A 23,208-nucleotide genomic window follows, 5' to 3' on the forward strand; every position below is an offset into this window, starting at 1 on the left:
CGTTTATGGTGGTGCTTCACGCCGGTCCGCAGAACCTGCGAGGGCCCGGCGCCGTGGCCGCGACTTTACGCAGACGTTTCAACCCATACAATGCAGTTGCATACAGTGAAACGAATGGCACCATGAGCAACAGCCCCCGCCAGCCCGCACACCCTCCGCTGCCCCGCGCGCCCCAGCCTGCCGCACCGGCCTCCGCAGGCGAGGCCGAGCCCTCCGGGGGCGTCATCGCCGTCACCCGGGCCCTGCAGGTGCTGGAGGCCTTTGCCCTGGGCGAGTCCAGCCTGCCGCTGGCCGAGCTGAGCCGCCGCTGCGGCCTGCACAAGACCACGGTGCTGCGCCTGGCGCGCACGCTGGCGCAGTCGGGCTTCATGGTGCAGCGCGAGGACGGCGACTGGCGCCTGGGCCCGGCCGCGGGCTGGCTGGGCGCGCGCTACCAGGCGGGCTTTGACGTGCAGAACGTGCTGGAGCCCGCGCTGCGCGAACTGACCCACGCCACGGGCGAAAGCGCGGCTTTCTACGTGCGCGAGGGGAACGTGCGGACCTGCCTGGTGCGCGTGGAGGGCCCCCAGGCGCTGCGCCACCACGCCCGCATGGGCGAAGGCCTGCCGCTCGACAAGGGCTCGCCGGGCCGCGTGATCCTGGCGTTCTCGGGCGAGCCAGGCAAGGCCTATGAAGACATCCGCAGGAAGGGCTACCACTGGTCCATCGGCGAACGCGAGCAAGGCGTGGCCACGGTGTCGGCGCCGGTGTTCGGCATGCACTGGCGCCTGATGGGCTCGGTGTGCATCTCCGGCCCCGCATCGCGCCTGCCGGCCGAAAAGCTCGAAGCCCTGGCCCAGACGGTGATCGGCGCCGCGACGCAGCTGTCGTATGCGCTGGCGGGCAACACGGCAGCGCCCGCGCAAAGCCCCGTGCGCGCCACGCAGTGGCATCCCTGAATCCCGGATACTGATGCCTGCCACCTACTGAAAAATCGACAAGGAGACCCCTGTGACCCGCTACCCTGTGCCCTCGCTCGACAGCCTGCCCGAAGACATCCGCGTCCGCATCCTCGAAGTGCAGGAGAAGGCTGGCTTCATCCCCAACGTGTTCCTGGCGTTTGCCCGGCGCCCGGCCGAGTGGCGCGCGTTTTTTGCGTACCACGATGCGCTCATGCTCAAGGAAGAAGGCAGCCTCACCAAGGGCGAGCGCGAGATGATCGTCACCACCACCAGCGCCGCCAACCAGTGCCTGTACTGCGTGGTGGCGCATGGCGCCATCCTGCGCATCTACGAAAAGAAGCCTTTCCTGGCCGACCAGGTGGCGGTCAACCACCGCAAGGCCGACATCACGCCGCGCCAGCGCGCCATGCTCGACTTCGCGATGAAGGTCTGCGAACGCTCGCACGAGATCGAGGATGCCGACTTCGCCGCGCTGCACGCCCACGGCTTCGACGACGAGGACATCTGGGACATCGCGGCCATCACCGCGTTCTTCGGCCTGTCCAACCGCATGGCCAGCTTCGCGGGCATGCTGCCCAATCCCGAGTTCTACCTGATGGGCCGCGTGCCCAAGGCCAAGCCGGCCGCCTGACGCCATGCGCGCCGCGCCCGGGGTCTTGCTGCTGGCGCTCGCCTTCACGGCGGGTGCGGCGCGGTGCGCCGGGTTCGGGCCTCCCGCCGGAACGCTGGCCGTGCACCCACTGCCCTTGGCCGTGCCCCCCGGCGCGCTGTCGCCGCTGCTGTCGTCCACGCTCTACCGCAGCGGGGACGCGGCACCGGCCTACTACCTGGGCGCGGGCGTGGGCATACCACGGCTGCAGATCGCGGACTCCCCCGGCGCCACGGCATGGAAGGTGGTGCCTGACACGGACTGCGCCCACCTGGAACCGGTGCCCGTCGCAGCGCTGCAGGCACCGGCCGTGCAGCCCGTCATGGTGCGGCAGAACCCGCTGCCCATGGACTGCGCGGCCGCATTCGAGGGCAGTTGCATCAGCCGCGACGGCCAGCTGCGCATCGCCACCGCGTTCCAGGGCACGCACCGCAAGGCCCGCGTGGGCGGCGGCTTCTTCGGCACCGAAGGCCGCATCGACAGCACTTTCTATACGGGCGTGCGCACCCTGGCCATCGAACACCGGCCAACGGGCCGGATGCTGCGCATGCAGGAAAGCCTGTCCGACACCAATGGCTACAGCGCACCACAGACCGCGGTCCGCTACCTGCCCGAGTTGCGGCGGGTGCTGCTGCTGGGCGCAGCGCAGGAGCGCGGCGCGGCGCTGGCCCACTGCATCGCGCTGCCGGCCGATTGAGCCCGCGGGCCGTCCGCCACCGCCTCAGCTGACCAGCGCCCGCATCCAGTCAGGCAGTTCCGTGGCCTTCTGCTGCGGAAAATCCACCCAGATCGTCGTGGCGCCGCCCGCGGCGCAGACCACGCCCGGCTGGTCCGCCCGCTCCATCGTGCCCCAGGTCTCGAACGTGGTGCGGCCCGGATCGCTCACATAGAGCTTGAGCAGCACGTCGGCCGGGTATTCGAGCTGGCGGTAGAAGTTGCAGAAGGCGTTGACGATCACCGGACCCTGCCCGTGCGGGTCGGGGTTGCAGCCCACGGACACCATCCAGTCGATGCGCGCCGTTTCCAGGTAGCGGAAATACACGGTGTTGTTCACATGGCCCATGGCGTCCATGTCGCCCCAGCGCACGGGAAAGCGCATTTCATGGACGAGTTTCTTGACCTCAGGGATTTCGATCTTCATCGTTGACTCAGTTGTTTGCACGATCACGGCCTACGCAGCTGGCGCGCCCCACCCAACACCCGTGCCACCGTGGAACTGGCCCTGCCAGACCGCGGGGTGGAGTCTCCCTCAGGGAGAAGGCGCGCAGCGACTCAGGGGGAACCTATACCGCAAAACCGTCGTCCGCCGCAATGACCGCGCCGTTGATGAAATGGCTCTGGTCGCTGGCCAGCATCACCAGCAGCGCATCCAGGTCTTGCGCGTTGCCCACGCGCTTGCGGGGCAGCATGTCGATGAGCTTCTTGCCCTGCTCGGTGTTCCAGTGGTGGTGGTTGATCTCGGTGTCGATGTAGCCGGGGCAGATCGCGTTCACGTTGATGCCGAACTTGCCCCACTCCATGGCCATGGCCTTGGTCATCTGCACCACGGCGGCCTTGCTCATGCAGTAGGCGCCGATCTGCGGCAGCACCTTGAGTCCGGCCATCGAGGCGATGTTGATGATGCGCCCGCCCGTGAAGCTGCCTGGCGCGGCGCCGCGCGAGCGGGCCAGCATGCGCTTGCCCACCTCCTGCGCGACGAAGAACGCACCCTTCACGTTGGTGTCGAAGATGAAGTCGTAGTCCTCGGGCGTCACGTCCTGGATGCGCTGCGTGGTGCTCACGCCCGAGTTGTTCACGAGGATGTCGATGGAGCCCATCTCCGTCTCGGCATGCGCCACGGCGGACTTGATCGAGGCATGGTCCGTCACGTCGAGTTCGATCACATGGGCATCGCCGCCCTCGCCTTCGATGCGTGCGCGCAGTTCCTTGAGCTTTTCGACCCGGCGGCTGGCCAGCACCACCCCGGCGCCGGCGCGGGCCAGCGTGCGGGCGAACTGCGCGCCCAGGCCGCTGGAGGCGCCCGTGATGAAGGCCACGCGGCCGGACAAGTCGATGCTGTAAGCCATTTAGAGTTTCCCCACTGATCAAAATAGAACGGTCGTTCGATTGTCTCTATTCCGTGAATACAATCAGTCGCCAGCCAGACAGGGCATTGCACCCTGCTCTGTAGAAAATAGCCCATTATCAAACGCCCGACGAGAAGCCCATGACAAACGAAGAAATCATCGCCCAGTATGGTCCCCGTGAATCGATGGAATACGACGTGGTGGTCGTTGGCGGCGGCCCCGGCGGCCTGGCCACCGCGATCCGCCTGAAGCAGCTGGCCGCTGAAAAAGGCCAGGATGTCTCGGTGGTGGTGCTGGAAAAAGGCTCCGAGCCCGGCGCGCACATCCTCTCGGGCGCCATCATGGACCCCAAGGCGCTCTCCGAGCTGATCCCCGACTGGAAAAAGCGCGGCGCCCCGCTGAACCAGCCGGTGACCGATGACGCCTACATCTTCCTGTCGGAAAAGTCGGGCTTTCGTGTCCCCAACGTCTTCCTGCCGCCGTTCGCGCAGAACCACGGTAACTACATCGTTCGCCTGGGCGACGTGACCAAGTGGATGGCCGAGCAGGCCGAGGCGCTGGGCGTGGAGATCTTCCCCGGCTTCGCGGCCGCCGAGGTGCTCTACAACGACAACGGTTCCGTCAAGGGCGTGGCCACCGGCAACATGGGTGTCGGCAAGGACGGCGAGCCCACCGAGAACTTCCAGCTGGGCATGGAACTGCTGGGCAAGTACACCGTGTTCGCCGAAGGCGCACGCGGCCACCTGGGCCGCCAGCTGATCGCGCGCTACAAGCTGGACGCAGACCGCGACCCGCAAAGCTTCGGCATCGGCGTGAAGGAGCTGTGGGAGATCGACCCCAAGAAGCACCAGCCCGGCTTCGTGATGCACACCGCCGGCTGGCCCATGGAGAACGACACCTACGGCGGCGCATTCCTGTACCACCTGGACGACAACAAGGTCGCGCTCGGTTTCGTGACCGGCCTGGGCTACCAGAACCCCTACCTCAGCCCGTTCGAGGAATTCCAGCGCTGGAAGACGCACCCGAACGTCCGCTACTACTTCGAGAACGACAAGGGCGAGATCACCGCCAAGCGCCTGTCGTATGGCGCGCGCGCCATCAACGCCAGCGGCATCAACGCCCTGCCCAAGACCATCTTCCCGGGCGGCGCGCTCGTGGGCTGCAACGCGGGCTACCTGAACGTGGGCCGCATCAAGGGCAGCCACGCCGCCATCAAGACCGGCATGCTGGCCGCGGAGGCTGCCTACGACGCCATCGTGGCCGGCCGCCAGCACGACGAACTCAAGGCCTACCCCGAGGCATTCGAGGCCAGCTGGCTCTACACCGAGCTGAACAAGGACCGCAACTTCAAGAACTGGTTCAAGTACGGCCTGACCACGGCCACGCTGATGAACGGTTTCGAGCAGTTCGTGCTGCGCGGCCACATCCCCTGGACGCTGCACCGCGACAAGCCCGACCATGCCTACTTGAAGCCCGCGGCCGAGTGCAAGCCCATCGTCTACCCCAAGCCCGACGGCAAGCTGACCTTCGATCGCCTCTCCAGCGTCTTCATCAGCAACACCAACCACGAAGAAAACCAGCCCGCCCACCTGACGCTCAAGGATGCGAGCGTGCCGGTCAACATCAACCTGGCCAAGTACGCCGGCCCCGAGGCCCGCTACTGCCCGGCGGGTGTGTACGAGTTCGTGCCCGACACCGCCAAGGACGGCGGTGCGCAGCGCCTGCAGATCAACGCGCAGAACTGCGTGCACTGCAAGACCTGCGACATCAAGGACCCGACGCAGAACATCGTGTGGGTCACGCCCGAGGGCGGCGGCGGCCCCAACTACTCGGGCATGTAACTATAAAAATCATAGCGCCTTGCGCTTGATGGGCCTGCGCTGCAGGCCCTTTTTTATTGGATTTTCCAAAATCAAACCGCTGCACGGACGAGCTGGAACTGCCCCATGGCCTGCGCCAGCCGGTGCGCCTGGTCCTGGAGGCTCTGCGCGGCCGCCGCGCCCTCTTCCACCAGCGCGGCGTTCTGCTGCGTCATGTGGTCGAGCTGGTCCACCGCCTGGCTCACCTGGCCGATCTGCGTGCTCTGTTCGGTGCTGGCCTCGTTGATCTCGGACATCAGCGCGGTCACGCGCTCCACGCTGCGGACGATGTCGTCCATGGTGGAGCCCGCGGTCACCACCAGCCTCGCGCCGTCGCTCACCTTGTCCACGCTGTCGGCGATCAGCGCCTTGATCTCGCGCGCCGCGTTGGCGCTGCGCCCGGCCAGGCCCCGCACCTCGCTGGCCACCACGGCGAATCCGCGGCCCTGCTCACCGGCACGGGCCGCCTCCACCGCCGCGTTCAACGCCAGGATGTTGGTCTGGAACGCGATGCCGTCGATGATGCCCACGATGTCGGCGATCTTCTGGCTGCTGGCATTGATCTCTTCCATCGTCGTGACCACCTGGCCGACCACCTCGCCACCTTTGCTGGCCACCCCCTTGGCATTGCGCGCCAGCGCATGGGCCTGACCGGTGCTGTCGGCATTGGCCGCCACCATCTGCGCCAGCTGGGCAATGCTCTCCGCCGTCTGCTGCAGGCTGCTGGCCGCATGCTCGGTGCGCGCGCTCAGGTCGGTGTTGCCCGCCGCCACCTCGGAGCTGGCCACGTGGATGGAATCGCCCGCATCGCGCACCTCGGTCACCACATAGTGCAAGGACTCGACCATGGCGTTGAGCGCGGTGAGCAACTGCCCGATCTCGTCCGTGCGGCGGGTCTCCAGGTGCACCGTGAGATCGCCGTTCGCCACCTGCGCGGCGGCCTCGCACGCCTGGCGCAGCGGCAGCACGATGGAGCGCCGCAGCAGCCACCCGAACAACCCCGACAGGCCCACCACCACCAGCACGGCGATGGCGCTGATCCATTGCGCGCGCAATGCGTCGGCGACCATGGTGTCGGCCGCCGCCAGCGATGACTGCTCCGACGCATCGAGCAACAGGTCGATCGCCTGCAGGTAGCGCGTGAGCGCTGCGGCATGGTCCTGCAGCTCCTTCTGGCTGATCACCTTGGACTCCAGGGCGTTCTGCACCAGCGTGTCGCGCAGTGCCGCGTACTGCTGGCGCTGCGCCTGGGCCGCCGCCCACAGGGGCTTGGTGTGCTCGGCGGTGGAAGCACCGGCCAGCGCCGCCTCGATGCGCCCGCGCATGGCGTCTTCATCCGCCAGCTGCTTGCGCAGCTCGGCCACCAGGGGGAAAACGTCGGACGACACCGTGGCGCGCAGCGCGATCTGGCCGATGGTGACGGACTGCGTCTTCCAGTCGCGCACCGAGCGCTCGATGGGCAGCTGCTCACCCGCAAGCAGAGCGGCCTGGCGGCGGGTGCCCTCGCCTGTCATCCAGGTCATCGCACCCAGCAGGGCCACCGCGCAGCCCAGCAGGCCAAAGCTGGTGGCGAGCTTCTGGCCCACGCTCAGGTTGCGCCGCCGGGGGGGCGCCGCGGTGCCGCCGCCGCCGGCGGTGCGCGCCGACGCCTGGGCCCGTGGCGAAGCCCTTGCCTGGGCGGGCAATGCCGACGCGGTGGTGGCAGGCAGATAGCTCATGAAAATCCCTTCCCTGGTTCAACATGCGCCCCACGGGGGCGGCTGGCGTGCAGGAACGCAAGCGCCGTGCCTGCCCCTGGCCGCGGCGTTCCTGCCCCGGCTCAATGCGCCGCACATTCCCCATAGCCGCCGCCGCCGGGCGTGGAGATCTCGAACACATCGCCCGGCTCCATGAGCGCGGCGCCGATGTGGCCCAGTTCCTCAACCTGGCCATTGGCGCGCAGCACCCGGTTGGACCCGGCACGGCCCGGCTGGCCGCCTGCCATGCCAAAGGCGGGATTGAGCCGGCCGTTGGACAGGATGCTGGCGGTCATGGCCTGCAGAAAGCGCACGCGCCGCACGCCGCCATCGCCGCCGGCCCAGCGCCCGGCGCCGCCGGACCCGCGCTGGATCTCGTAGCTGTCGAGTACCACCGGGAAGCGGAACTCCAGCACCTCGGGGTCGGTCAGGCGCGAGTTGGTCATGTGGGTCTGGACCACGCTGGTGCCGTCGAACCCGCGCACCGTGCGGCCCGAGGCATCGAACACCGCGCCCGCGCCGCTGCCGCCGGCGATGGTTTCGTAGTACTGGTACTGCGCGTTGCCAAAGGTGAAGTTGTTCATGGTGGGCTGGCTGCCCGCCATCACGCCCAAGGCGCCGAACAGCGCATTGGTGATGCAGGTGGAGGTCTCCACATTGCCCGCCACCACCGAGGCCGGCGGGTTGGGGTTGAGCATGGAGCCCTGCGGGATGAGGACCTGCAAGGGCTTCAAGCACCCGGCATTGAGCGGAATGTCGTCGTCCACCAGCGTGCGGAACACGTACAGCACCGCGGCCATGCACACTGCACGCGGCGCGTTGAAGTTGTTGGTCTGCTGCGCGCTGGTGCCCGCGAAGTCGATCACCGCGCTGCGCTCGGCCACGTTGACCTTGACCGATACGCTGATCTGCGCGCCGTTGTCGAGCGGCAGGGTGAACTGCCCGTCCTTGAGCTGCGTGATCACGCGGCGCACCGATTCTTCGGCGTTGTCCTGCACATGGCGCATGTAGGCCTGCACGACGGGAAGGCCGAACTGCTCCACCATCTTCGCGAGCTCCTGCACGCCCTTTTCGTTGGCCGCGATCTGCGCGCGCAGGTCGGCCAGGTTCTGCTCTGGGTTGCGGCTCGGGTACGCCGTGGTGCCGCCGCCCGTGGCCAGCAGGGTGCGCACCTCCTCTTCCAGGAAGATGCCGCGGTCCACCAGCTTCACGTTGTTGATCTGCACGCCCTCTTCGTCGATGCGCGTGGAAAACGGCGGCATGGAGCCCGGCGTGGTGCCGCCGATGTCCGCATGGTGGCCCCGGCTGCCGACGTAGAACGTGGGCTCCGCGCCTTCGGCCACGTACACCGGCGTGATCACCGTCACATCGGGCAGATGGGTGCCGCCATGGTAGGGGTCGTTGAGCATGAACACATCGCCGGGGTGCATCTTGCCGGTGTTCTCGCGGATCACGGTCTTGATGCTCTCGCCCATCGAACCCAGGTGCACCGGCATGTGCGGCGCGTTGGCGATCAGGTTGCCGGTGGCATCGAACAGCGCGCAGCTGAAGTCCAGCCGCTCCTTGATGTTCACCGAGTACGCGGTGTTCTGCAGCTGCAGGCCCATCTGCTCGGCGATGTTCATGAACAGGTTGTTGAACACCTCCAGCAGCACCGGGTCCACCGTGGTGCCGGCGGCGTACTGCACCTTGCGCGCGGTCACGCGGTCCAGCACCAGGTGGTCCAGGTCGGTCAGGCGCGCCGACCAGCCCGGCTCCACCACGGTGGTGGTGTTCTTCTCGGCAATGATCGCGGGGCCGGGGACCACGTCGCCGGGGCGCAGGTCCTCGCGCACCACCAGGGCTGCGTCGTGCCACTCGCTGCCCGAATACATCTTCACCGTTTCGCGCAGCGGGTGCTTGCGGTGGGCGTGCACCGGCAGGCGCGGCTCTGCGGGCGCATCGCCGGCGATCACCGCCTCGACCGACACGGCCTCCACCACCAGGCCCTTGCCCACCATCAGGAAGGCAAAGCGCTGGCGGTACGCCGCTTCGAAGGCGGACTGGATGGCCGCCATGTCGCCAAAGGGCACGACCAGCGCGGAGTCGGTGCCTTCGTAGCGCACATGCACGTTGTGGCGCACCTGCACCGGGTTGGCACTGACCTGCTGGCGCTCCAGCTCGGCCTGGGCGGCAGAGCCCAGCGTGTCCAGGCGCTCGGCGATCAGAGGCAGCACCTCGGCGGCCAGCGGCATCTCCACCGCCTGCTCGCGGATCACGTTCTGGTCCGCCAGGCCCATGCCGTAGGCACTGAGCACGCCCGCCAGCGGGTGCACGAACACCCGCGTCATGCCCAGGGCATCGGCCACCAAACAAGCATGCTGGCCGCCCGCGCCGCCAAAGCATTGCAGCGTGTAGCGCGTGACGTCGTAGCCGCGCGCCACGCTGATCTTCTTGATCGCGTTGGCCATCTGCTGCACGGCGATCTGGATGAAGCCTTCGGCCACTTCCTCGGGCTTGCGCCGGGTCTGCGTGGCGATGTCCTGAAAACGTTCGCGCACCGCGTCGGCGTCCAGCGTCTCATTGGCGGCCGGGCCGAACACGCTGGGGAAGTAGCGTGGCTGCACCTTGCCGACCATCACGTTCGCGTCCGTCACGGCCAGCGGGCCACCCCGGCGGTAGCTGACGGGGCCGGGGTTGGCACCCGCGCTCTCCGGGCCCACGCGGAACCGCGAGCCGTCGTACGCCAGCACCGAGCCGCCGCCGGCCGCCACCGTGTGGATGCTCATCATGGGCGCGCGCATGCGTACACCCGCCACATGAGTCTCGAACTCGCGCTCGAACTCCCCCGCGTAGTGGCTCACGTCGGTGGAGGTGCCGCCCATGTCGAAGCCGATCACCTTGGCGTGCCCCGCCAGCCCGGCGGTGCGCGCCATGCCCACGATGCCGCCCGCGGGGCCGGACAGGATCGCGTCCTTGCCCTGGAAGGTGCCCGCATCGGTCAGCCCGCCCGACGACTGCATGAAGAACAGCTTGACCCCTGGCATCTGGCTGGCCACCTGGTCCACATAGCGGCGCAGGATGGGCGACAGGTACGCATCCACCACGGTGGTATCGCCCCGGCTCACGAACTTCATCATGGGGCTGGTTTCATGCGATGTGCTGATCTGCGTGAACCCCACCGACAGGGCGATGCGCTGCGCCGCCTTTTCGTGCTGCGCGTAGCGGTAGCCGTGCATGAACACGATGGCCACGCTGCGCAGGCCGCGCCCATAGGCGGCCAGCAGGTCGCCCCGGAGCGTGGCTTCATCCAGCAGCTGCAGCACGTCCCCCCGGGCGCCCATGCGCTCGCGGGCCTCGATCACGTCGCTGTACAGCAGCTCGGGCAGCTGGATGTGGCGGTCGAAGAGGCGTGGGCGGTTCTGGTACGCGATGCGCAGCGCGTCGCGAAAGCCGCGCGTGGTGACCAGCAGCGTGGGCTCGCCCTTGCGCTCCAGCAGCGCGTTGGTGGCCACCGTGGTGCCCATCTTCACGCACTCCACTTGCGCTGGCGTGACCGGCTCGCCGGGTTTCAGCCCCAGCAGGTGCCGTATGCCCGCCACCGCCGCGTCCTTGTACTGCTCGGGGTTTTCGGACAGCAGCTTGTGGGTGGTGAGCGACCCATCGGGCCGCTTGGCCACGATGTCGGTGAAAGTGCCGCCCCGGTCGATCCAGAACTGCCAGCGGTTGCCAGCCGGTGCGGTGGTCACTGTAGAGGGAACTTGCATGGTGATGAGACTCACTGGTTAACGTTGAAAGTAGTACGGAATGAAAATCTTGTTGGCCTCATTGCCGACGGACTGCACCCACTCGCGGGAGAAGCGTTCTCCCAGGCGCCGGAGTTCGGAGTCCAGCTCGGCAGGGGCGCGGTCCACCTTGATGCCCCTGCGCTGAAGTTCGGCCACCGACTCTTCGGCCACCGCCGCGCTCAGGGCCCAGCCGCGCGCCTCGGCCTGCGCGGCGGCCTGGACCACCGCCTCGCGCACGCTGGCGGGCAGCGCATCGAAGGCCTGCTGGTTGACAAAAACGATGTTCTTGGGAAACCAGGCGTTGATGCCGTAGTACTGCCGGATCTGGCCCCAGACCTGGTTTTCCACCCCGGTCAGGGCCGAGGTGATCATGGAGTCGAGCTTGCCCGCCGACAGCGCCTTGTTGACGTCGACCATGGGCACATCCACCGGCGTGGCACCCAGCATTTGCGCGATGCGCACCGTGGCGGGGTTGTACGTGCGCATGCGGGTGCCCTTGAAATCGGCCGATGAGCGCACGGGTGCAACGCTCAGGAGCCCCTGCGGCGGCCAGGGCACGGCGTACAGCGCCTTGATGCCCTTGGCCGCAAGGTGCGTGTCGATCAGAGGCCGCTGCAGGTCCCACAGGCGGCGCGCATCGGCATAGCTGTGCACCACGAAGGGCACGGCATCGGCCCCGGCGATGGGCATGTCTGCCACCAGGCTGGTCATGATGGTCTCGCCCGCCTGGGCCTTGCCGCCCTGCACTGCGGCCGGAATGTCCGCCAGCCTGGCCAGCGTGTTGTTGGCGTGCACCTCGATGCGCAGGGCGCCTGAGGATGCGCGCTCCACATCCTGCGCAAACTGGACGATGTTGCGCGTGTGGAACGACTCCACCCGGTAGCCGGTGGCCAGCTTCCACTGTGTCTGGGCGTGCAGCGCCGGGGCCACGGCGAGCGCGGCCAGCAAGACCATCTTCATGGCAAGCTCCTGTTGGGGGATGAGGGGCCGGCGCGGGGGCCGGCAGACACAGGGGAAAACGGGCCGACGCAGGCCGCGGTTGCTACTTCGGCTGGCCCATCACGAGGTCAGGGACGATGGTGACGATCTGCGGGAAGACCGTGATCAGGCCGATGCACACCACCAGGCACAGGAAGAACGGTATGGCCGCCTTGGCGATCAGGTTGCTGTCCTTGCCGGTCATGTTCTGCAGCACGAAGAGATTGAACCCGACGGGCGGCGTGACCTCGGCGATCTCGACCAGCAGGATCACGAAGATGCCGAACCAGATGAGATCGAACCCGGCCTTCTCGACCATGGGCATCACGACCGCAGCGGTCAGCACGATCATGCTGATGCCGTCGAGCGCGGTGCCCAGCACCAGGTACACGCCCACCAGGCAGGCGATCAGCGCGTAGGGCGACAGGTGCATCGAATCGACCCATTCGGCCAGCTCGCGCGGTATGCCGGTAAAGGCCATGGTCTTGGTGAGGAACGCGGCGCCCGCCAGGATGAACATGATCATGCAGCTGGTGCGCGCCGAGCCCGCCAGGCCTTCCTTGAAGTTCTGCCAGGTCAGCGCCCTGCACCATGCGGCCAGTGCCAGGGCACCCACCACACCGTAGGCCGCGCACTCGGTGGCCGTCGCCCAGCCGGCCACCAGGGACCAGCAGATGAACACGATCAGCAGCGCACAGGGAATCAGGTTGCGCGACAGATACAGCTTTTCGCGGAAGGTGGTGGGCGGCTCGTCGGCAGGCATGAGCTGCTTGTTGCGCACGGACCACCAGGCGATGTAGCCCGAGAACAGCAGCATCAGCAGCAAGCCGGGCAAGAAGCCCGCCAGGAAGATGCGGATGATGGAGGCATCGGCCGCCACGGCGTACACCACCATGGTGATGGACGGCGGAATCAGGATACCGAGCGTGCCTGCCGTGGCCAGCGAACCGATCGCGATGCTCTCGTTGTAACCGCGCTTCTTGAGCGCAGGCAGCGAGACCTTGGCGATGGTGGCGCAGGTGGCCGCCGACGAACCCGACACCGAGCCGAAGATGCCGCAGCCCAGGATGGTGGTGTGGAACAGCCGGCCGGGCACACGGCTCAGCCAGGGGGCGAGGCCGCTGAACATGTCCTCGCTCAGCCGGGTGCGAAACAGGATCTCCCCCATCCAGATGAACAGGGGAAGCGCCGCCAGCTCCCAGCTCGCGTTGCTCTCCCAGAAGGCCGAAAAGAGGTTCAGCCCGGGCTGGCTGCTGGTGAAGAAGGCCTGGCCGACCCAGCCGCAGATGGCCAGCGTCATGGCGATCCAGACACCGCCGGACAGCATGAGCAGCATGAGCAACAGCAGGAAGGCGCCGATGGAAAGAATGTCCATGGGGATGCTCCTTAAAGATCCGAAGAAAAGTCGCCCTTGGCGTGGCGCTCTTCCACCAGCCGCACAAAGGTAGGCACGCCGCCCTGCACCACGATCCACCACTCATCGACCACGGCGACGAGAAAGAGCACGGAGCCCAGCGCAAAGCTCATCTGCGGGATCCAGATGGGAATCGCCCACAGGCCCTGGGCCAGTTCCTTGAACTGCCAGCTTTCGTAGGTGAAGACACAGGCCCACCAGGTGAGGTAGCCGATGGCCACGGCCGCGACGGTCAGGCAGGCTACTTCGTACTTGCGGCGCGTGGCGGGAGACAGCTTCTCCAGCACCAGCGTCACGCGCACGAAATCGCCGTGCTTGAAGGCATGGGCCATGGTCAGGAAGGCCGCTGCGGCACACAGCCAAGCCACCACGTCGTTGATGGCGCCGGTCGGAAAGCCGAACTGGCGCCCGAGCGACTGGACCACCATCAGCACGCAGATAACGGCGATGCAGGCAGCCCCGACGGCGCCGGCGGCCAGGTACGCGCCGTCCAGCGCGCGCCGCAGCACGTGCGGGGGCATGGCCAGGGCCGGGGGCGCATCGCCCGCAATGGCCGATGTAGGAGGCATGAGGGACATGGCGGCCTGCTCACTTCTTGCCGTTGTAGGCATCGATGACAGCCTTGCCGTCATCGCCCGCGGTCTTGATCCAGTCGGCCGTCATGCGCTCACCCACGGTCTTGAGCTCCTTCTTGAGGTTCTCGGCGCTCACGTCCACCTGCATGCCCTTGGCGGCCAGTTCCTTGAGGTACTCCTGGTCCTTTTGCTCGCTCAGCGCCCAGCCGCGCTGCTCGGCAATCGCGGCCTGCGCCAGCACCGCGTCCTGGTTGGCCTTGTCCAGGCTGTCGAAGGCCTTCTGGTTCACCACCACGGCATTGCGCGGCAGCCAGGCCGCCACGCCGTAGAAGTACTTCACGCTTTCGTAGAGCTTACTGTCCACGCCGCTGGCGCTGGAGGTGAGGAAGTTGTCCACGGTGCCCGTGGCCAGCGCCGCCGACAGCTCGGCCAGCTGGATCGTCACCGGCTGCGCGCCGATGAGGTTGGCGATGACCGACGTGGCCGGGTTGTAGGCCCGCATCTTGGTGCCCTTGAGGTCCTTGAGGGCCGTGACAGGCTTCACCGAATACAGGCTCTGCGCCGGCCATGGCACGGTGTAGAGCAGCTTCATGCCCTGTGCCCCCAGCGTCTTGACCAGCAGCGGGCGCGAGGCCTGGTCCAGGCGCTTGGAGTCCGCATAGCTCGTGGCAAGGAACGGAATGGAGTCCACACCGTAGACCGCCGCCTCGTTGGCAGCGCCGGAAAGGATGAACTCGCCGATCGCCACCTGCCCGGACTGCACGGTGCGCTTGATTTCATTGGCCTTGAACAGCGATGCGTTGGGGTGCACCGTGATCTTGAGCTTGCCGCCGCTGGCCTTGCCCACGTCCTGCACGAACTGCTGCAGGTTCTGCACCTGGAAGGTGTTGACGGCATAGCCCGAGGGCAGGTCCCACCTGGTCTCGGCATGGGCCAGGCATGCGGCGGCCGCGGCGCACAGGCCGAACATCATTTTCTTCATGGGGAAACTCCTTGGTTAAAAGCTGGCGAGGTGGTGATTGAGAAGGTCGGTGACCAACATGCACCCTGGGGAATGGGTGATGCAGAACGCGGGCTGGGCGTTCAGGATGGCGGACTGTGGCGTGACGCCGCAGGCCCAGAAGACAGGGATCTCGCCGGGCATCAGCGGCACGGCGTCGCCGTAGTCGGGTTCTGCGATGTCCGCAATGCCGATGAGCGCAGGGTCGCCGATGTGCACCGGCGCGCCATGCACGTTGGGAAAGCGCGATGTGACCTGCACCGCACGGATCACGTCGGCCGCAGGCATGGGCCGCATGGAGACCACCATGGCGCCCCCGAAGGGCCCTGCCGGCTGCGTGGCAATGTTCGTGCGGTACATCGCCACGTTCTTGCCTTCGTTGATGTGGCGCAGGCTGATGCCGGCCTCCTGCAGCGCGGACTCGAACGAGAACGAGCAGCCGAGGATGAAGGTCACGAGGTCGGGGCGCCACAGGTCGGCGATGTCTGGCACCTCCTGCGTGAGCTCGCCGTGGCGCCAGACGCGGTACTGCGGCACATCGCTGCGGATGTCGATGCCGCCCCCGAGCGTGGGCAGCGCGAACTGGCCGGGCTCGCTCACCGCCAGCACCGGGCAGGGCTTGGGGTTGCGCTGGCAAAAGCGCAGGAAGTCGCCCGCTTGCACTTCAGGCAGGATCACCAGGTTGCCCTGCACCCGGCCATGGGCCAGGCCGCTGGTGTGTGATGCCCAGCCGCCTCGCCGGATCACGCTGCGCACATGGACGGGGTCGTCGATGCCCTCGGACCCAAAAACCGCCAGCGCTTTTTCTTGAACTGAATCCACCGTGTTTCCTTGTCGTGGGAAATGCCATTCGTCTGGCGTTGGGCGGATTGTGTTGGGGGGTGGCAGGCGCTGGCAAATTCAAAAAATTTTGCTCAGGTCATCGATTTTTTCGATGCACTTCATTGGGGCAAGGGGAACCAAGTTGGTGCCAAGGGATTACCCTGATATCCGCTTCAGGGTTAACCCCAGGGTGTTGTGGAGCGCCCGCCACGGGGACGGTTGCGATGGCGACACCGAGGCACTGCGGCATCCGCAGATGCATGGCCCTGGGCCGTGAAGTGGCACGCCTGTGCTCGGGTGCCCTGTGCCTCTCAGGACCGCGGGGCGCTGCTTCTTTTGCGGGGAGTGCGGGTGGGCCCCTTGGGCCCCGGCTGGATGTTCTCGATGAAGTCGATCGAGGAGCGAACGATGGCTTCCATCGCGGGCGAGGAAGGATCCTCGCGGTAGCTCACGTGGATGGGCAGGGGCTTGAGCACGGTGTCGCACGCCAGGGCGCGCAGGTCTGGAAACGCCAGCATGCGTTCCACCGCCAGGCGCGGCAGCGTGGCCACGCCGAAGCCGCCCTGCACCAGCTGCACCATCGCCGAAATGGACGACACCGTGTGCACGCGGCGCGGCTCCACCTGCGCATTGCGAAAGGTGTCGAGCAGGTACACGTGCGGCTGCGAGCCGCGCTGGAAGGTGAGGATGTCCGTGTCGGCAAAATCATCGAGCACATAGTGGCGCTTGCGGTGGATATTGCCGTTGCCCACGAACACCATCTCCATGGGCGTCACCGCCTGGCTGCGCATGCCGTCGGCCGATGCAGGCAGCGCCGCGAACACGACGTCGAGCGAGCCCCGCCGGATCTGATCGAGCAGCACGGGCGTGGACTCGACCGTGAGCTCGAGCTCCAGCAAGGGGTTGTCCTTGCGCAGCTGCTCCACCCATGGAATGAGCCAGGAGTGCAGCACCGATTCGATGGCGCCCAGCCGGATCGACACCTCCAGCGGCCCGCCCGATCCCATCTCGGTCTTGAGCTGGCGCTGCAGCTCCAGCATGCGCTTGGCGTAGGTCAGAAACCGTGTGCCGGCCACGGTGAGCTTGAAGTGCTTGTCGCGCCGGTCCAGCAGCAACACACCCAGCTCCTCCTCCAGCGCGGCGATGCGGCTGGACATGGCCGACTGCGTGAGAAACAGCTTTTCCGCGGCGCGCGTGACACTTTTGAGGGAGGCCACCCAGTAGAAGGCTTCGACGAAACGCAGGTTCATGGCGAGGGGTCCCAGGGCATCACTGACGAATGGCTGACGGGGCGCGCGCACCGCCGTGGTGCGCAGGAGCGCGCCAGGCTGGGTGGCGTCATGCCGTCCGGTGCAAAAACGGCGCCATTCTGCAACGGCCGACTCCACAGCACTTTTTGCCGGCAGGAAAAAAGAGGCCACGGGGCAACGCCTGGTGACCCAGGGCATGGCGCGCCGTGCGCGCCGCCAGCGCGGTGCATGGACGACACGGATCAGGACCATCGATGTCCGAACCCCTCCCTCTGCACTGCAGCGCCACGCTGAGGCGAATCAGCCCGCAAACAGTGGCAGGTCTGCCTTCTTGAGCGTGCGCAGCACGAAGCTCGAGCGGCTGTGGCGTATGCCCTTGATCTTGTAGAGCTTCTCGCGCAGCAGGCGCTCGTAGTCGCGCGTGTCCTTGACCACGATGCGCAGCAGATAGTCATAGTCGCCGGAGACCAGATGCGCCTCGATCACCTCGGGAATGCTGGCCAGCGTTTCGCCAAACTTTTCAAGCGTGTTGTCCGAATGGCTGTCCAGCGTGACCTGCACGAGCACCGTGTCCGCCAGGTCCAGCGACTGCGGGTTGATGCGCACGGTGTAGCCCTGGATGACACCGGCCTCCTCCATCTTCTTGATGCGGCCCCAGCACGGCGAAGCGCTCAGGCCCACCGCCTGGCCGATCTCCTGCAGGCTGGCACGGGCGTTGCCCTGAAGCACAGCGAGAATTTTTCTGTCAAGACGATCCATGGCCACAATTATTCATGAATATCATCATATGCAGCAAATTTTTCTGCAAATTTGAAAATTCAAGCGAAACATGGAAAGAACTGCTGCGCCTCGCAGCGCATACTTTGGACATCAAGGCGCTCTTACCGGAGCGCACAAACTGACAGGGCCCCGGACTGGTTACCGCCAGACCGGGGCGCTTGACAAGCAAGCACCTACCTTCGCGGCCGCCCGGCCGCCCGGCTGCCCCCCTTCCCCCTCCCCCTTGCCTGGCCCAGGCCAGCAGCCTGCCTTTGTCGCCCCGGCGACGATTGCCTCCTTCCAGCGCGTTAATAAGCACGCTTACCAGCACAAACCCCGATGCTCGGGGCCATGCTGCAGCGCCATAATTTTCAGGACCGCCAACCCATGCTGCCAGCACCCTTTCCGCTGGTGCGTGCAAGGGGGCGCGGCAAGAAACATACTCACAGGAGACACCATGCAATTGACTTCCCTCGCTGCGGGCCTGGGCCTTGCGCTCGGCTTGATGGCCACCGCCAGCGCGCAGACCACCACGCTCAAGATCGGCTACGCCACGGCGCCCGATTCGCACTACGGCGTGGGCTCCAAGGTCTTCTGCGACGAAGTCGAGAAGGGCACGCAGGGGCGCTACAAGTGCCAGTACTTCCCCAACTCCGCGCTGGGCGGCGAGCGCGAGCAGATCGAGGCCATCCAGCTCGGTACGCAGGACCTGGTGAACACCTCCACCGGCCCCGTGGGCAATTTCGTGCCCGAAGTGAAGATCGTGGACATCCCCTTCCTGTTCCGCGACTACGACCATGCGCGCAAGGTGATGGACGGCCCCATCGGCCAGGACATCCTGACCAAGTTCCCGAGCAAGGGCATCATCGCGCTGGCCTGGACGGAGAACGGTTTCCGCCACATGACCAACAGCAAGCGCGACATCGTCAAGCCCGAGGACGCCAAGGGCCTGAAGATGCGCACCATGGAGAACAAGGTGCACATGGACGGCTACCGCACCTTCGGCATCCTGCCCACGCCCATGGCCTTCCCCGAGCTGTTCGGCGCCATGCAGCAGGGCACGGTGGACGGCCAGGAGAACCCCATCCCCGTGATCCTGTCGGCCAAGTTCTCGCAGGTGCAAAAGCACCTGTCGCTCACGGGCCACGTGTACTCGCCGGCGCTGCTGCTGCTCTCGCCCAAGGTGTGGAACAAGCTCAACGACGCGGACAAGAAGGTCTTCACCGACGCCGCCAAGAGCGCCTCGGTGGCCCAGCGCAAGAAGGTCAACGACGACGAGAACAACGGCATCGCCCTGCTGGAGCAGCAAGGCATGAAGGTCACCAAGACGGTGGACGGCGCCGCCTTCCGCGAAGCCCTCAAGCCCGCCTATGTGGGCTACGCCAAGGAGTTCGGCGCCGACAACATCAAGAAGATCCAGGACGTTCGTTAACTCTTTTGAGCGACTCGCACAGCCCTCCTGGCGTCGTTGTTGCGTCTTGCCGTACTGGTTGTACTGTCTGCGACGCAACGCCTAACCAGGACCGCTTCGCTGGGCTGTGTGAGCCGCTCTTGACCCGCGCCCCGCATCGCCCGGCCCACACAAGGCGCCGGGCGCTTTTGCTTTGACCCTGCACGCCCTTGTCCAAGACCGTCCCGTGAAAACCTTCGAACGCTATTTTCTGGCCGCCAACCGCTGGGCATTGATCCTGCTGCTGGCGGCCATGTCCATCATCATCTTCACCAACGTGGTGATGCGCTACGTCACCCACAACTCGCTCGAATGGGCCGAGGAGGTGTCGCGCCACATGATGATCTGGCTGACCTTCCTGGGCGCCGGCCCCGTGCTGCGCTATGGCGGCCACATCGCGGTGGAGAACCTGCAGGATGCCCTGCCCCGCGCGGGCGCCATCGCCCTGCGTGCCGTGGTCGCGGCCTTGCTGTTCGCCTTCTTCGGCTTCATGGTCTGGTACGGCTGGCTGTACATGCAGCGCACCATGTTCCAGATGACGGCCGTGACGCAGATCCCGTTCGCCTACATCTACAGCGCCATGCTGATCGGCGGCGTGCTGCTGATCGTGCACTTTTTGTTCATCGTGCGCGGCTACGTGCTCGACCGCAACTTTGCGGCCGATGAACACTTCGATGCGAATGCGAGTGCCTCCCTATGAGCGCGTCCATCATCCTCATCGTTTCGGCCTGCCTGTTCCTGGCCATGGGCGTGCCCGTGGCGTTTGCGCTGGGCCTGGCCACCGCGGCCACGCTGATCCTGGCCGAGAGCTACCCGCTGATGGTGCTGCTCAAGGAGACCTTCACCGGCATCGACAGCTTTCCGTTGATGGCCGTGCCCTTCTTCATCCTCGCGGCCGAACTCATGAGCGGCGGCTCGCTGACCGAGGTGCTGCTGAGGTTTGCCGGGCAGTTCGTGGGCCACAAGCGCGGCGGGCTGGGCTACACCAACGTGGTCTCGCTGACCTTCTTCTCAGGCATCTCGGGCTCGGCGCTGGCCGATGCGGCGGGGCCGGGGTCGATGCTGATCCGCATGATGGACAAGGCCGGCTACGACCGTTCGTACGCGGCGGCTCTCACGGCCTCGACGGCCATCGTCGGGCCCATCATCCCGCCGTCCATCATCATGATCATCTATGCGCTGCAGGATGAAACGGTGTCGGTGGGTGCGCTGTTCGTGGCCGGCCTGCTGCCGGGCCTGCTGATCGCGGTGGCCATGTGCGTCGTGAACTTCCACGTCTCCAAGAAGCGCAACTACAAGGGCGACGGCCGGATGCCGCCGCTGGCCGATATCCTGCAGACCACCTGGAAGGCGCTGCCCGCCATTTTGCTGCCGGTGGTGATCCTGGGCGGCATGCGCGCCGGCTGGTTCACGCCCACCGAGGCCTCGGTGGTGGCGGTGTTCTATGCGCTGGTGTGCGGCAAGTTCGTCTACCGCACGCTGCAGTGGAAGGCGCTGCCCGACATCCTGGCACGCTCGGCCCTGCTGTCGGCCTCGGTGCTGATCATCATCGGGCTGTCGGCCGCGTTCGCGTGGATCCTGACCATCGAGGGCATTCCGCAGCAGATGGCCGACTGGCTGGTGGGCATGAACCTCTCGCCGTGGATGTTCCTCATCATCGTGAACATCTTCCTGCTGCTGTTCGGCATCTTCATCGAGCCGCTGCCGGGCGTGATGGTGCTGGCGCCCATCCTCGCGCCCGTGGCCGTGAAGCTGGGAATCGACCCCATCCACTTCGCGATGGTGGTGATCTACAACCTCACGCTGGGCATGATCACGCCGCCCGTGGGCGGGCTGCTGTTCGTCACCTGCAACGTCTCGCGCGTACCGATGTCGCAGCTGGTGCGCGAGCTGGTGCCCTTCCTCTGGGCGCATGGCGTGGTGCTGGTGGTGCTGACCTTCATCCCGCAGCTGTCGACCTGGCTGCCGAAGGTGCTCGGGTTCATCAAATAGCGTCTGCGCGGCTTCTTCCAGCGGATATACTGGCGGCCGTCAGGAGAGAGCCCCTTCCCATCAACGAAAGGGGCCGCCGAAGGCGCAGGCAGCAGCCGAACGCTCAGGCAAAAGGACTGGCAACCGCCCGCAGTGATGCGGGCGTTCCCTTGCTGGAGAGAGATGGACCGTGCAGCACGGCACCCATCCACCGAAGGAGCAAGCCGCGCGGCCAGCCAGGGCGCTGCGGTGAATCTCTCAGGTAAAGCGGACAGCAGGGCAAATCCCGCGACCCATAGGGCCGCGGCCACCATTTGCCCCGGAGTCCGCCTTGACCACCCCTACCGCCCCGCTGCTGACCACCCCCCTCAACGCCCTGCACACCGAGCTGGGCGCCCGCATGGTGCCGTTTGCGGGTTACTCCATGCCCGTGCAGTACCCTGCCGGCCTGATGGCCGAGCACCTGCACACGCGCAACGCGGCGGGTTTGTTCGACGTCTCGCACATGGGCCAGCTCAAGCTTGTCGGCCCCGGCGCCGCTGCCGCGTTCGAAACCCTGATGCCCGTCGACGTGATCGACCTGCCCGTAGGCAAGCAGCGCTACGGCCTGCTGCTCACCGACGAAGGCACGGTCATCGACGACCTGATGTTCTTCAATCAGGGCAATGACACCCTGTTCGTCATCGTCAACGGCGCCTGCAAGGTAGGCGACATCGCGCACATCCAGGCACGCATCGGCCAGCGCTGCGACGTCATCCCCATGCCCGACCACGCCCTGCTGGCGCTGCAAGGCCCGCAGGCAGTCACCGCCCTGGCGCGCCTGGCACCCGGCGTCGAAAAGCTGGTATTCATGACGGGTGGCGACTTTTCCATTGCGGGCTGCGACTGCTTCGTGACCCGCAGCGGCTACACCGGGGAGGACGGCTTCGAGATCTCGGTGCCCGCGTCCCAGGCCGAAACCCTGGCGCGCGCGCTGCTGGCCCAGCCCGAGGTCAAGCCCATCGGGCTGGGCGCCCGCAACTCGCTGCGCCTGGAAGCCGGCCTGTGCCTGTACGGCAACGACATCGACACCACGACCACCCCACCCGAGGCGGCGCTGAACTGGGCCATCCAGAAGGTGCGCCGCACCGGCGGCGCGCGCGCGGGCGGCTTCCCCGGTGCCGACAAGGTGCTGTCGCAGATCGACAACCCCGCCAGCCTGCAGCGCAAGCGCGTGGGCCTGGTCGCGCTGGAACGCGTGCCCGTGCGCGAGCACACCGAACTGCAAGGCCCCGACGGTCAAAAGATCGGCGAAGTGACCAGCGGCCTGCTGGGGCCCACCGTGGACAAGCCGGTGGCCATGGGCTACGTGGCGCCAGCCTTTGCCGCCATCGGCACGCGCGTCAACGCCATCGTGCGCGGCAAGGCCGTGCCCATGGAGGTGGTGTCCATGCCGTTCACGCCTGCGCGCTACCACCGCGGCTGACCCTCTGCAACCGCCCCAGCCCGGCTAAAGTGGCGGCTGGCATCGGCACTTTTTCTGTTTTCCCCTTTTTTGGAGCTTCCCCCATGACCATCAAGTATTCCAAGGACCACGAGTGGATCGACATCTCCGACCACGAAGCCGCCACCGTGGGCATCACGCTGCATGCCCAGGACGCCCTGGGCGACGTGGTCTTCGTGGACCTCCCCGAGGTCGGCACGACCTTCACCCAGGGTGACGTGGCCGGCGTGGTCGAGTCCGTGAAGGCCGCGGCCGACGTGTACATGCCTGTCACCGGCGAAGTCGTCGAAGTGAACGAAGCACTGCGCGCCGACCCCTCGCTGGCCAACAGCGATCCCATGGGTGCCGGCTGGTTCTTCAAGGTCCATGTGACGGACATGCTGCAGTTCGATGCGCTCATGGACGAACCCGCCTACGCCGAGTTCGCCAAGAACGCCTGACCCTCCGATGCCCGCGGCCCGGCACCTCCCCGCCGGGCCAATGTGTTT

20 protein-coding genes and 2 riboswitches are annotated in these 23,208 nt (G+C 66.5%); of the genes, 9 read left to right on the forward strand and 11 right to left on the reverse strand.

Annotated features, from left to right (window positions below; translation table 11 throughout):
• Positions 1–122: 122 nt before the first annotated feature.
• Genes AC1RCS_RS09090 through AC1RCS_RS09100 form a run of 3 tightly spaced genes read left to right on the forward strand, consistent with a single transcriptional unit; the run spans position 123 to position 2,287 of the window.
• Entirely contained in the window at positions 123–938 is an 816-nt protein-coding gene (locus tag AC1RCS_RS09090) for an IclR family transcriptional regulator (RefSeq protein ID WP_255594671.1), read from the forward strand.
• Positions 939–990: 52 nt separating this feature from the next.
• Positions 991–1,572: a peroxidase-related enzyme gene (locus tag AC1RCS_RS09095; RefSeq protein ID WP_218295207.1), complete on the forward strand. Its 582-nt coding sequence runs from the start codon at positions 991–993 to the stop codon at positions 1,570–1,572.
• 4 nt (positions 1,573–1,576) lie between these two features.
• The gene (locus AC1RCS_RS09100) at positions 1,577–2,287 is read left to right on the forward strand and encodes a hypothetical protein (RefSeq protein ID WP_492244836.1); all 711 of its coding nucleotides are present in this window, start codon (positions 1,577–1,579) and stop codon (positions 2,285–2,287) included.
• A 24-nt stretch (positions 2,288–2,311) separates the two neighbouring features.
• Here the strand turns inward: AC1RCS_RS09100 and AC1RCS_RS09105 are convergent, their stop codons facing one another.
• Together AC1RCS_RS09105 and AC1RCS_RS09110 are read right to left on the reverse strand one after the other, a co-directional pair.
• Complete coding sequence (locus AC1RCS_RS09105) at positions 2,312–2,731, reverse strand: acyl-CoA thioesterase (RefSeq protein WP_218338716.1); 420 nt, start codon at positions 2,729–2,731, stop codon at positions 2,312–2,314.
• A 142-nt stretch (positions 2,732–2,873) separates the two neighbouring features.
• Positions 2,874–3,656: an SDR family oxidoreductase gene (locus AC1RCS_RS09110; protein WP_218295210.1), complete on the reverse strand. Its 783-nt coding sequence runs from the start codon at positions 3,654–3,656 to the stop codon at positions 2,874–2,876.
• A 140-nt stretch (positions 3,657–3,796) separates the two neighbouring features.
• Between AC1RCS_RS09110 and AC1RCS_RS09115 the strand changes: the two genes are divergently transcribed.
• Positions 3,797–5,497, forward strand: a complete 1,701-nt coding sequence (locus AC1RCS_RS09115) for an electron transfer flavoprotein-ubiquinone oxidoreductase (RefSeq protein ID WP_492244837.1) — start codon at positions 3,797–3,799, stop codon at positions 5,495–5,497.
• Positions 5,498–5,568: 71 nt separating this feature from the next.
• On the opposite strand, the gene AC1RCS_RS09120 is transcribed toward AC1RCS_RS09115, so the two are convergent.
• The 9 genes from AC1RCS_RS09120 to AC1RCS_RS09160 form a co-directional block, all read right to left on the reverse strand.
• On the reverse strand, positions 5,569–7,233 hold the full coding sequence (locus AC1RCS_RS09120; protein WP_218338717.1) for a methyl-accepting chemotaxis protein: 1,665 nt from the start codon (positions 7,231–7,233) through the stop codon (positions 5,569–5,571).
• Between the two features lie 101 nt (positions 7,234–7,334).
• The gene (locus AC1RCS_RS09125; protein ID WP_492244838.1) at positions 7,335–10,997 is read right to left on the reverse strand and encodes a hydantoinase B/oxoprolinase family protein; all 3,663 of its coding nucleotides are present in this window, start codon (positions 10,995–10,997) and stop codon (positions 7,335–7,337) included.
• An 18-nt stretch (positions 10,998–11,015) separates the two neighbouring features.
• Positions 11,016–11,978 carry a TRAP transporter substrate-binding protein gene (locus AC1RCS_RS09130; RefSeq protein WP_218295214.1) on the reverse strand — a complete coding sequence of 321 codons (963 nt, stop codon included), beginning with the start codon at positions 11,976–11,978 and terminating at the stop codon, positions 11,016–11,018.
• 82 nt (positions 11,979–12,060) lie between these two features.
• Complete coding sequence (locus tag AC1RCS_RS09135; RefSeq protein WP_218295215.1) at positions 12,061–13,371, reverse strand: TRAP transporter large permease; 1,311 nt, start codon at positions 13,369–13,371, stop codon at positions 12,061–12,063.
• Between the two features lie 11 nt (positions 13,372–13,382).
• Positions 13,383–13,931 (reverse strand): TRAP transporter small permease subunit, encoded by a 549-nt coding sequence (locus AC1RCS_RS09140; protein ID WP_218295339.1) that lies wholly within the window; start codon positions 13,929–13,931, stop codon positions 13,383–13,385.
• A gap of 67 nt (positions 13,932–13,998) precedes the next feature.
• The gene (locus tag AC1RCS_RS09145; RefSeq protein WP_492244839.1) at positions 13,999–14,967 is read right to left on the reverse strand and encodes a TRAP transporter substrate-binding protein; all 969 of its coding nucleotides are present in this window, start codon (positions 14,965–14,967) and stop codon (positions 13,999–14,001) included.
• 15 nt (positions 14,968–14,982) lie between these two features.
• Complete coding sequence (locus AC1RCS_RS09150) at positions 14,983–15,783, reverse strand: putative hydro-lyase (protein ID WP_255594713.1); 801 nt, start codon at positions 15,781–15,783, stop codon at positions 14,983–14,985.
• Between the two features lie 335 nt (positions 15,784–16,118).
• Positions 16,119–17,057 carry a LysR family transcriptional regulator gene (locus AC1RCS_RS09155; RefSeq protein WP_492244840.1) on the reverse strand — a complete coding sequence of 313 codons (939 nt, stop codon included), beginning with the start codon at positions 17,055–17,057 and terminating at the stop codon, positions 16,119–16,121.
• Between the two features lie 300 nt (positions 17,058–17,357).
• Complete coding sequence (locus tag AC1RCS_RS09160; RefSeq protein WP_218338721.1) at positions 17,358–17,816, reverse strand: Lrp/AsnC family transcriptional regulator; 459 nt, start codon at positions 17,814–17,816, stop codon at positions 17,358–17,360.
• 457 nt (positions 17,817–18,273) lie between these two features.
• Here AC1RCS_RS09160 and AC1RCS_RS09165 point away from each other — a divergent pair, with 457 nt between their 5' ends.
• From AC1RCS_RS09165 to gcvH, 5 genes are all read left to right on the forward strand, one after another.
• The gene (locus AC1RCS_RS09165) at positions 18,274–19,248 is read left to right on the forward strand and encodes a TRAP transporter substrate-binding protein (RefSeq protein ID WP_218295219.1); all 975 of its coding nucleotides are present in this window, start codon (positions 18,274–18,276) and stop codon (positions 19,246–19,248) included.
• A 205-nt stretch (positions 19,249–19,453) separates the two neighbouring features.
• Positions 19,454–19,966 carry a TRAP transporter small permease gene (locus AC1RCS_RS09170; RefSeq protein ID WP_218295220.1) on the forward strand — a complete coding sequence of 171 codons (513 nt, stop codon included), beginning with the start codon at positions 19,454–19,456 and terminating at the stop codon, positions 19,964–19,966.
• Complete coding sequence (locus tag AC1RCS_RS09175) at positions 19,963–21,258, forward strand: TRAP transporter large permease (protein WP_492244841.1); 1,296 nt, start codon at positions 19,963–19,965, stop codon at positions 21,256–21,258. The genes AC1RCS_RS09170 and AC1RCS_RS09175 overlap by 4 nt, the downstream gene beginning before the upstream one ends.
• 30 nt (positions 21,259–21,288) lie before the next feature.
• Positions 21,289–21,387: riboswitch (glycine riboswitch) on the forward strand.
• A gap of 13 nt (positions 21,388–21,400) precedes the next feature.
• Positions 21,401–21,522, forward strand: a riboswitch (glycine riboswitch).
• Positions 21,523–21,568: 46 nt separating this feature from the next.
• Complete coding sequence (gene gcvT / locus AC1RCS_RS09180; protein ID WP_492244842.1) at positions 21,569–22,702, forward strand: glycine cleavage system aminomethyltransferase GcvT; 1,134 nt, start codon at positions 21,569–21,571, stop codon at positions 22,700–22,702.
• A gap of 83 nt (positions 22,703–22,785) precedes the next feature.
• Positions 22,786–23,160 (forward strand): glycine cleavage system protein GcvH, encoded by a 375-nt coding sequence (gcvH, locus tag AC1RCS_RS09185; RefSeq protein WP_218295223.1) that lies wholly within the window; start codon positions 22,786–22,788, stop codon positions 23,158–23,160.
• The last annotated feature ends 48 nt before the right edge of the window (positions 23,161–23,208 follow it).

The organism is Acidovorax sp. GW823-FHT01C06 (genome assembly GCF_058798375.1).

Coding starts and splice junctions, on each gene's coding strand:
- AC1RCS_RS09090 (WP_255594671.1), top strand. CDS start 123: ATGAGCAACAGCCCCCGCCAGCCCGCACACCCTCCGCTGCCCCGCGCG.
- AC1RCS_RS09100 (WP_492244836.1), top strand. CDS start 1,577: ATGCGCGCCGCGCCCGGGGTCTTGCTGCTGGCGCTCGCCTTCACGGCG.
- AC1RCS_RS09105 (WP_218338716.1), bottom strand. CDS start 2,731: ATGAAGATCGAAATCCCTGAGGTCAAGAAACTCGTCCATGAAATGCGC.
- AC1RCS_RS09110 (WP_218295210.1), bottom strand. CDS start 3,656: ATGGCTTACAGCATCGACTTGTCCGGCCGCGTGGCCTTCATCACGGGC.
- AC1RCS_RS09115 (WP_492244837.1), top strand. CDS start 3,797: ATGACAAACGAAGAAATCATCGCCCAGTATGGTCCCCGTGAATCGATG.
- AC1RCS_RS09120 (WP_218338717.1), bottom strand. CDS start 7,233: ATGAGCTATCTGCCTGCCACCACCGCGTCGGCATTGCCCGCCCAGGCA.
- AC1RCS_RS09125 (WP_492244838.1), bottom strand. CDS start 10,997: ATGCAAGTTCCCTCTACAGTGACCACCGCACCGGCTGGCAACCGCTGG.
- AC1RCS_RS09130 (WP_218295214.1), bottom strand. CDS start 11,978: ATGAAGATGGTCTTGCTGGCCGCGCTCGCCGTGGCCCCGGCGCTGCAC.
- AC1RCS_RS09135 (WP_218295215.1), bottom strand. CDS start 13,371: ATGGACATTCTTTCCATCGGCGCCTTCCTGCTGTTGCTCATGCTGCTC.
- AC1RCS_RS09140 (WP_218295339.1), bottom strand. CDS start 13,931: ATGCCCCCGCACGTGCTGCGGCGCGCGCTGGACGGCGCGTACCTGGCC.
- AC1RCS_RS09145 (WP_492244839.1), bottom strand. CDS start 14,967: ATGAAGAAAATGATGTTCGGCCTGTGCGCCGCGGCCGCCGCATGCCTG.
- AC1RCS_RS09155 (WP_492244840.1), bottom strand. CDS start 17,057: ATGAACCTGCGTTTCGTCGAAGCCTTCTACTGGGTGGCCTCCCTCAAA.
- AC1RCS_RS09160 (WP_218338721.1), bottom strand. CDS start 17,816: ATGGATCGTCTTGACAGAAAAATTCTCGCTGTGCTTCAGGGCAACGCC.
- AC1RCS_RS09165 (WP_218295219.1), top strand. CDS start 18,274: ATGCAATTGACTTCCCTCGCTGCGGGCCTGGGCCTTGCGCTCGGCTTG.
- AC1RCS_RS09175 (WP_492244841.1), top strand. CDS start 19,963: ATGAGCGCGTCCATCATCCTCATCGTTTCGGCCTGCCTGTTCCTGGCC.
- gcvH (WP_218295223.1), top strand. CDS start 22,786: ATGACCATCAAGTATTCCAAGGACCACGAGTGGATCGACATCTCCGAC.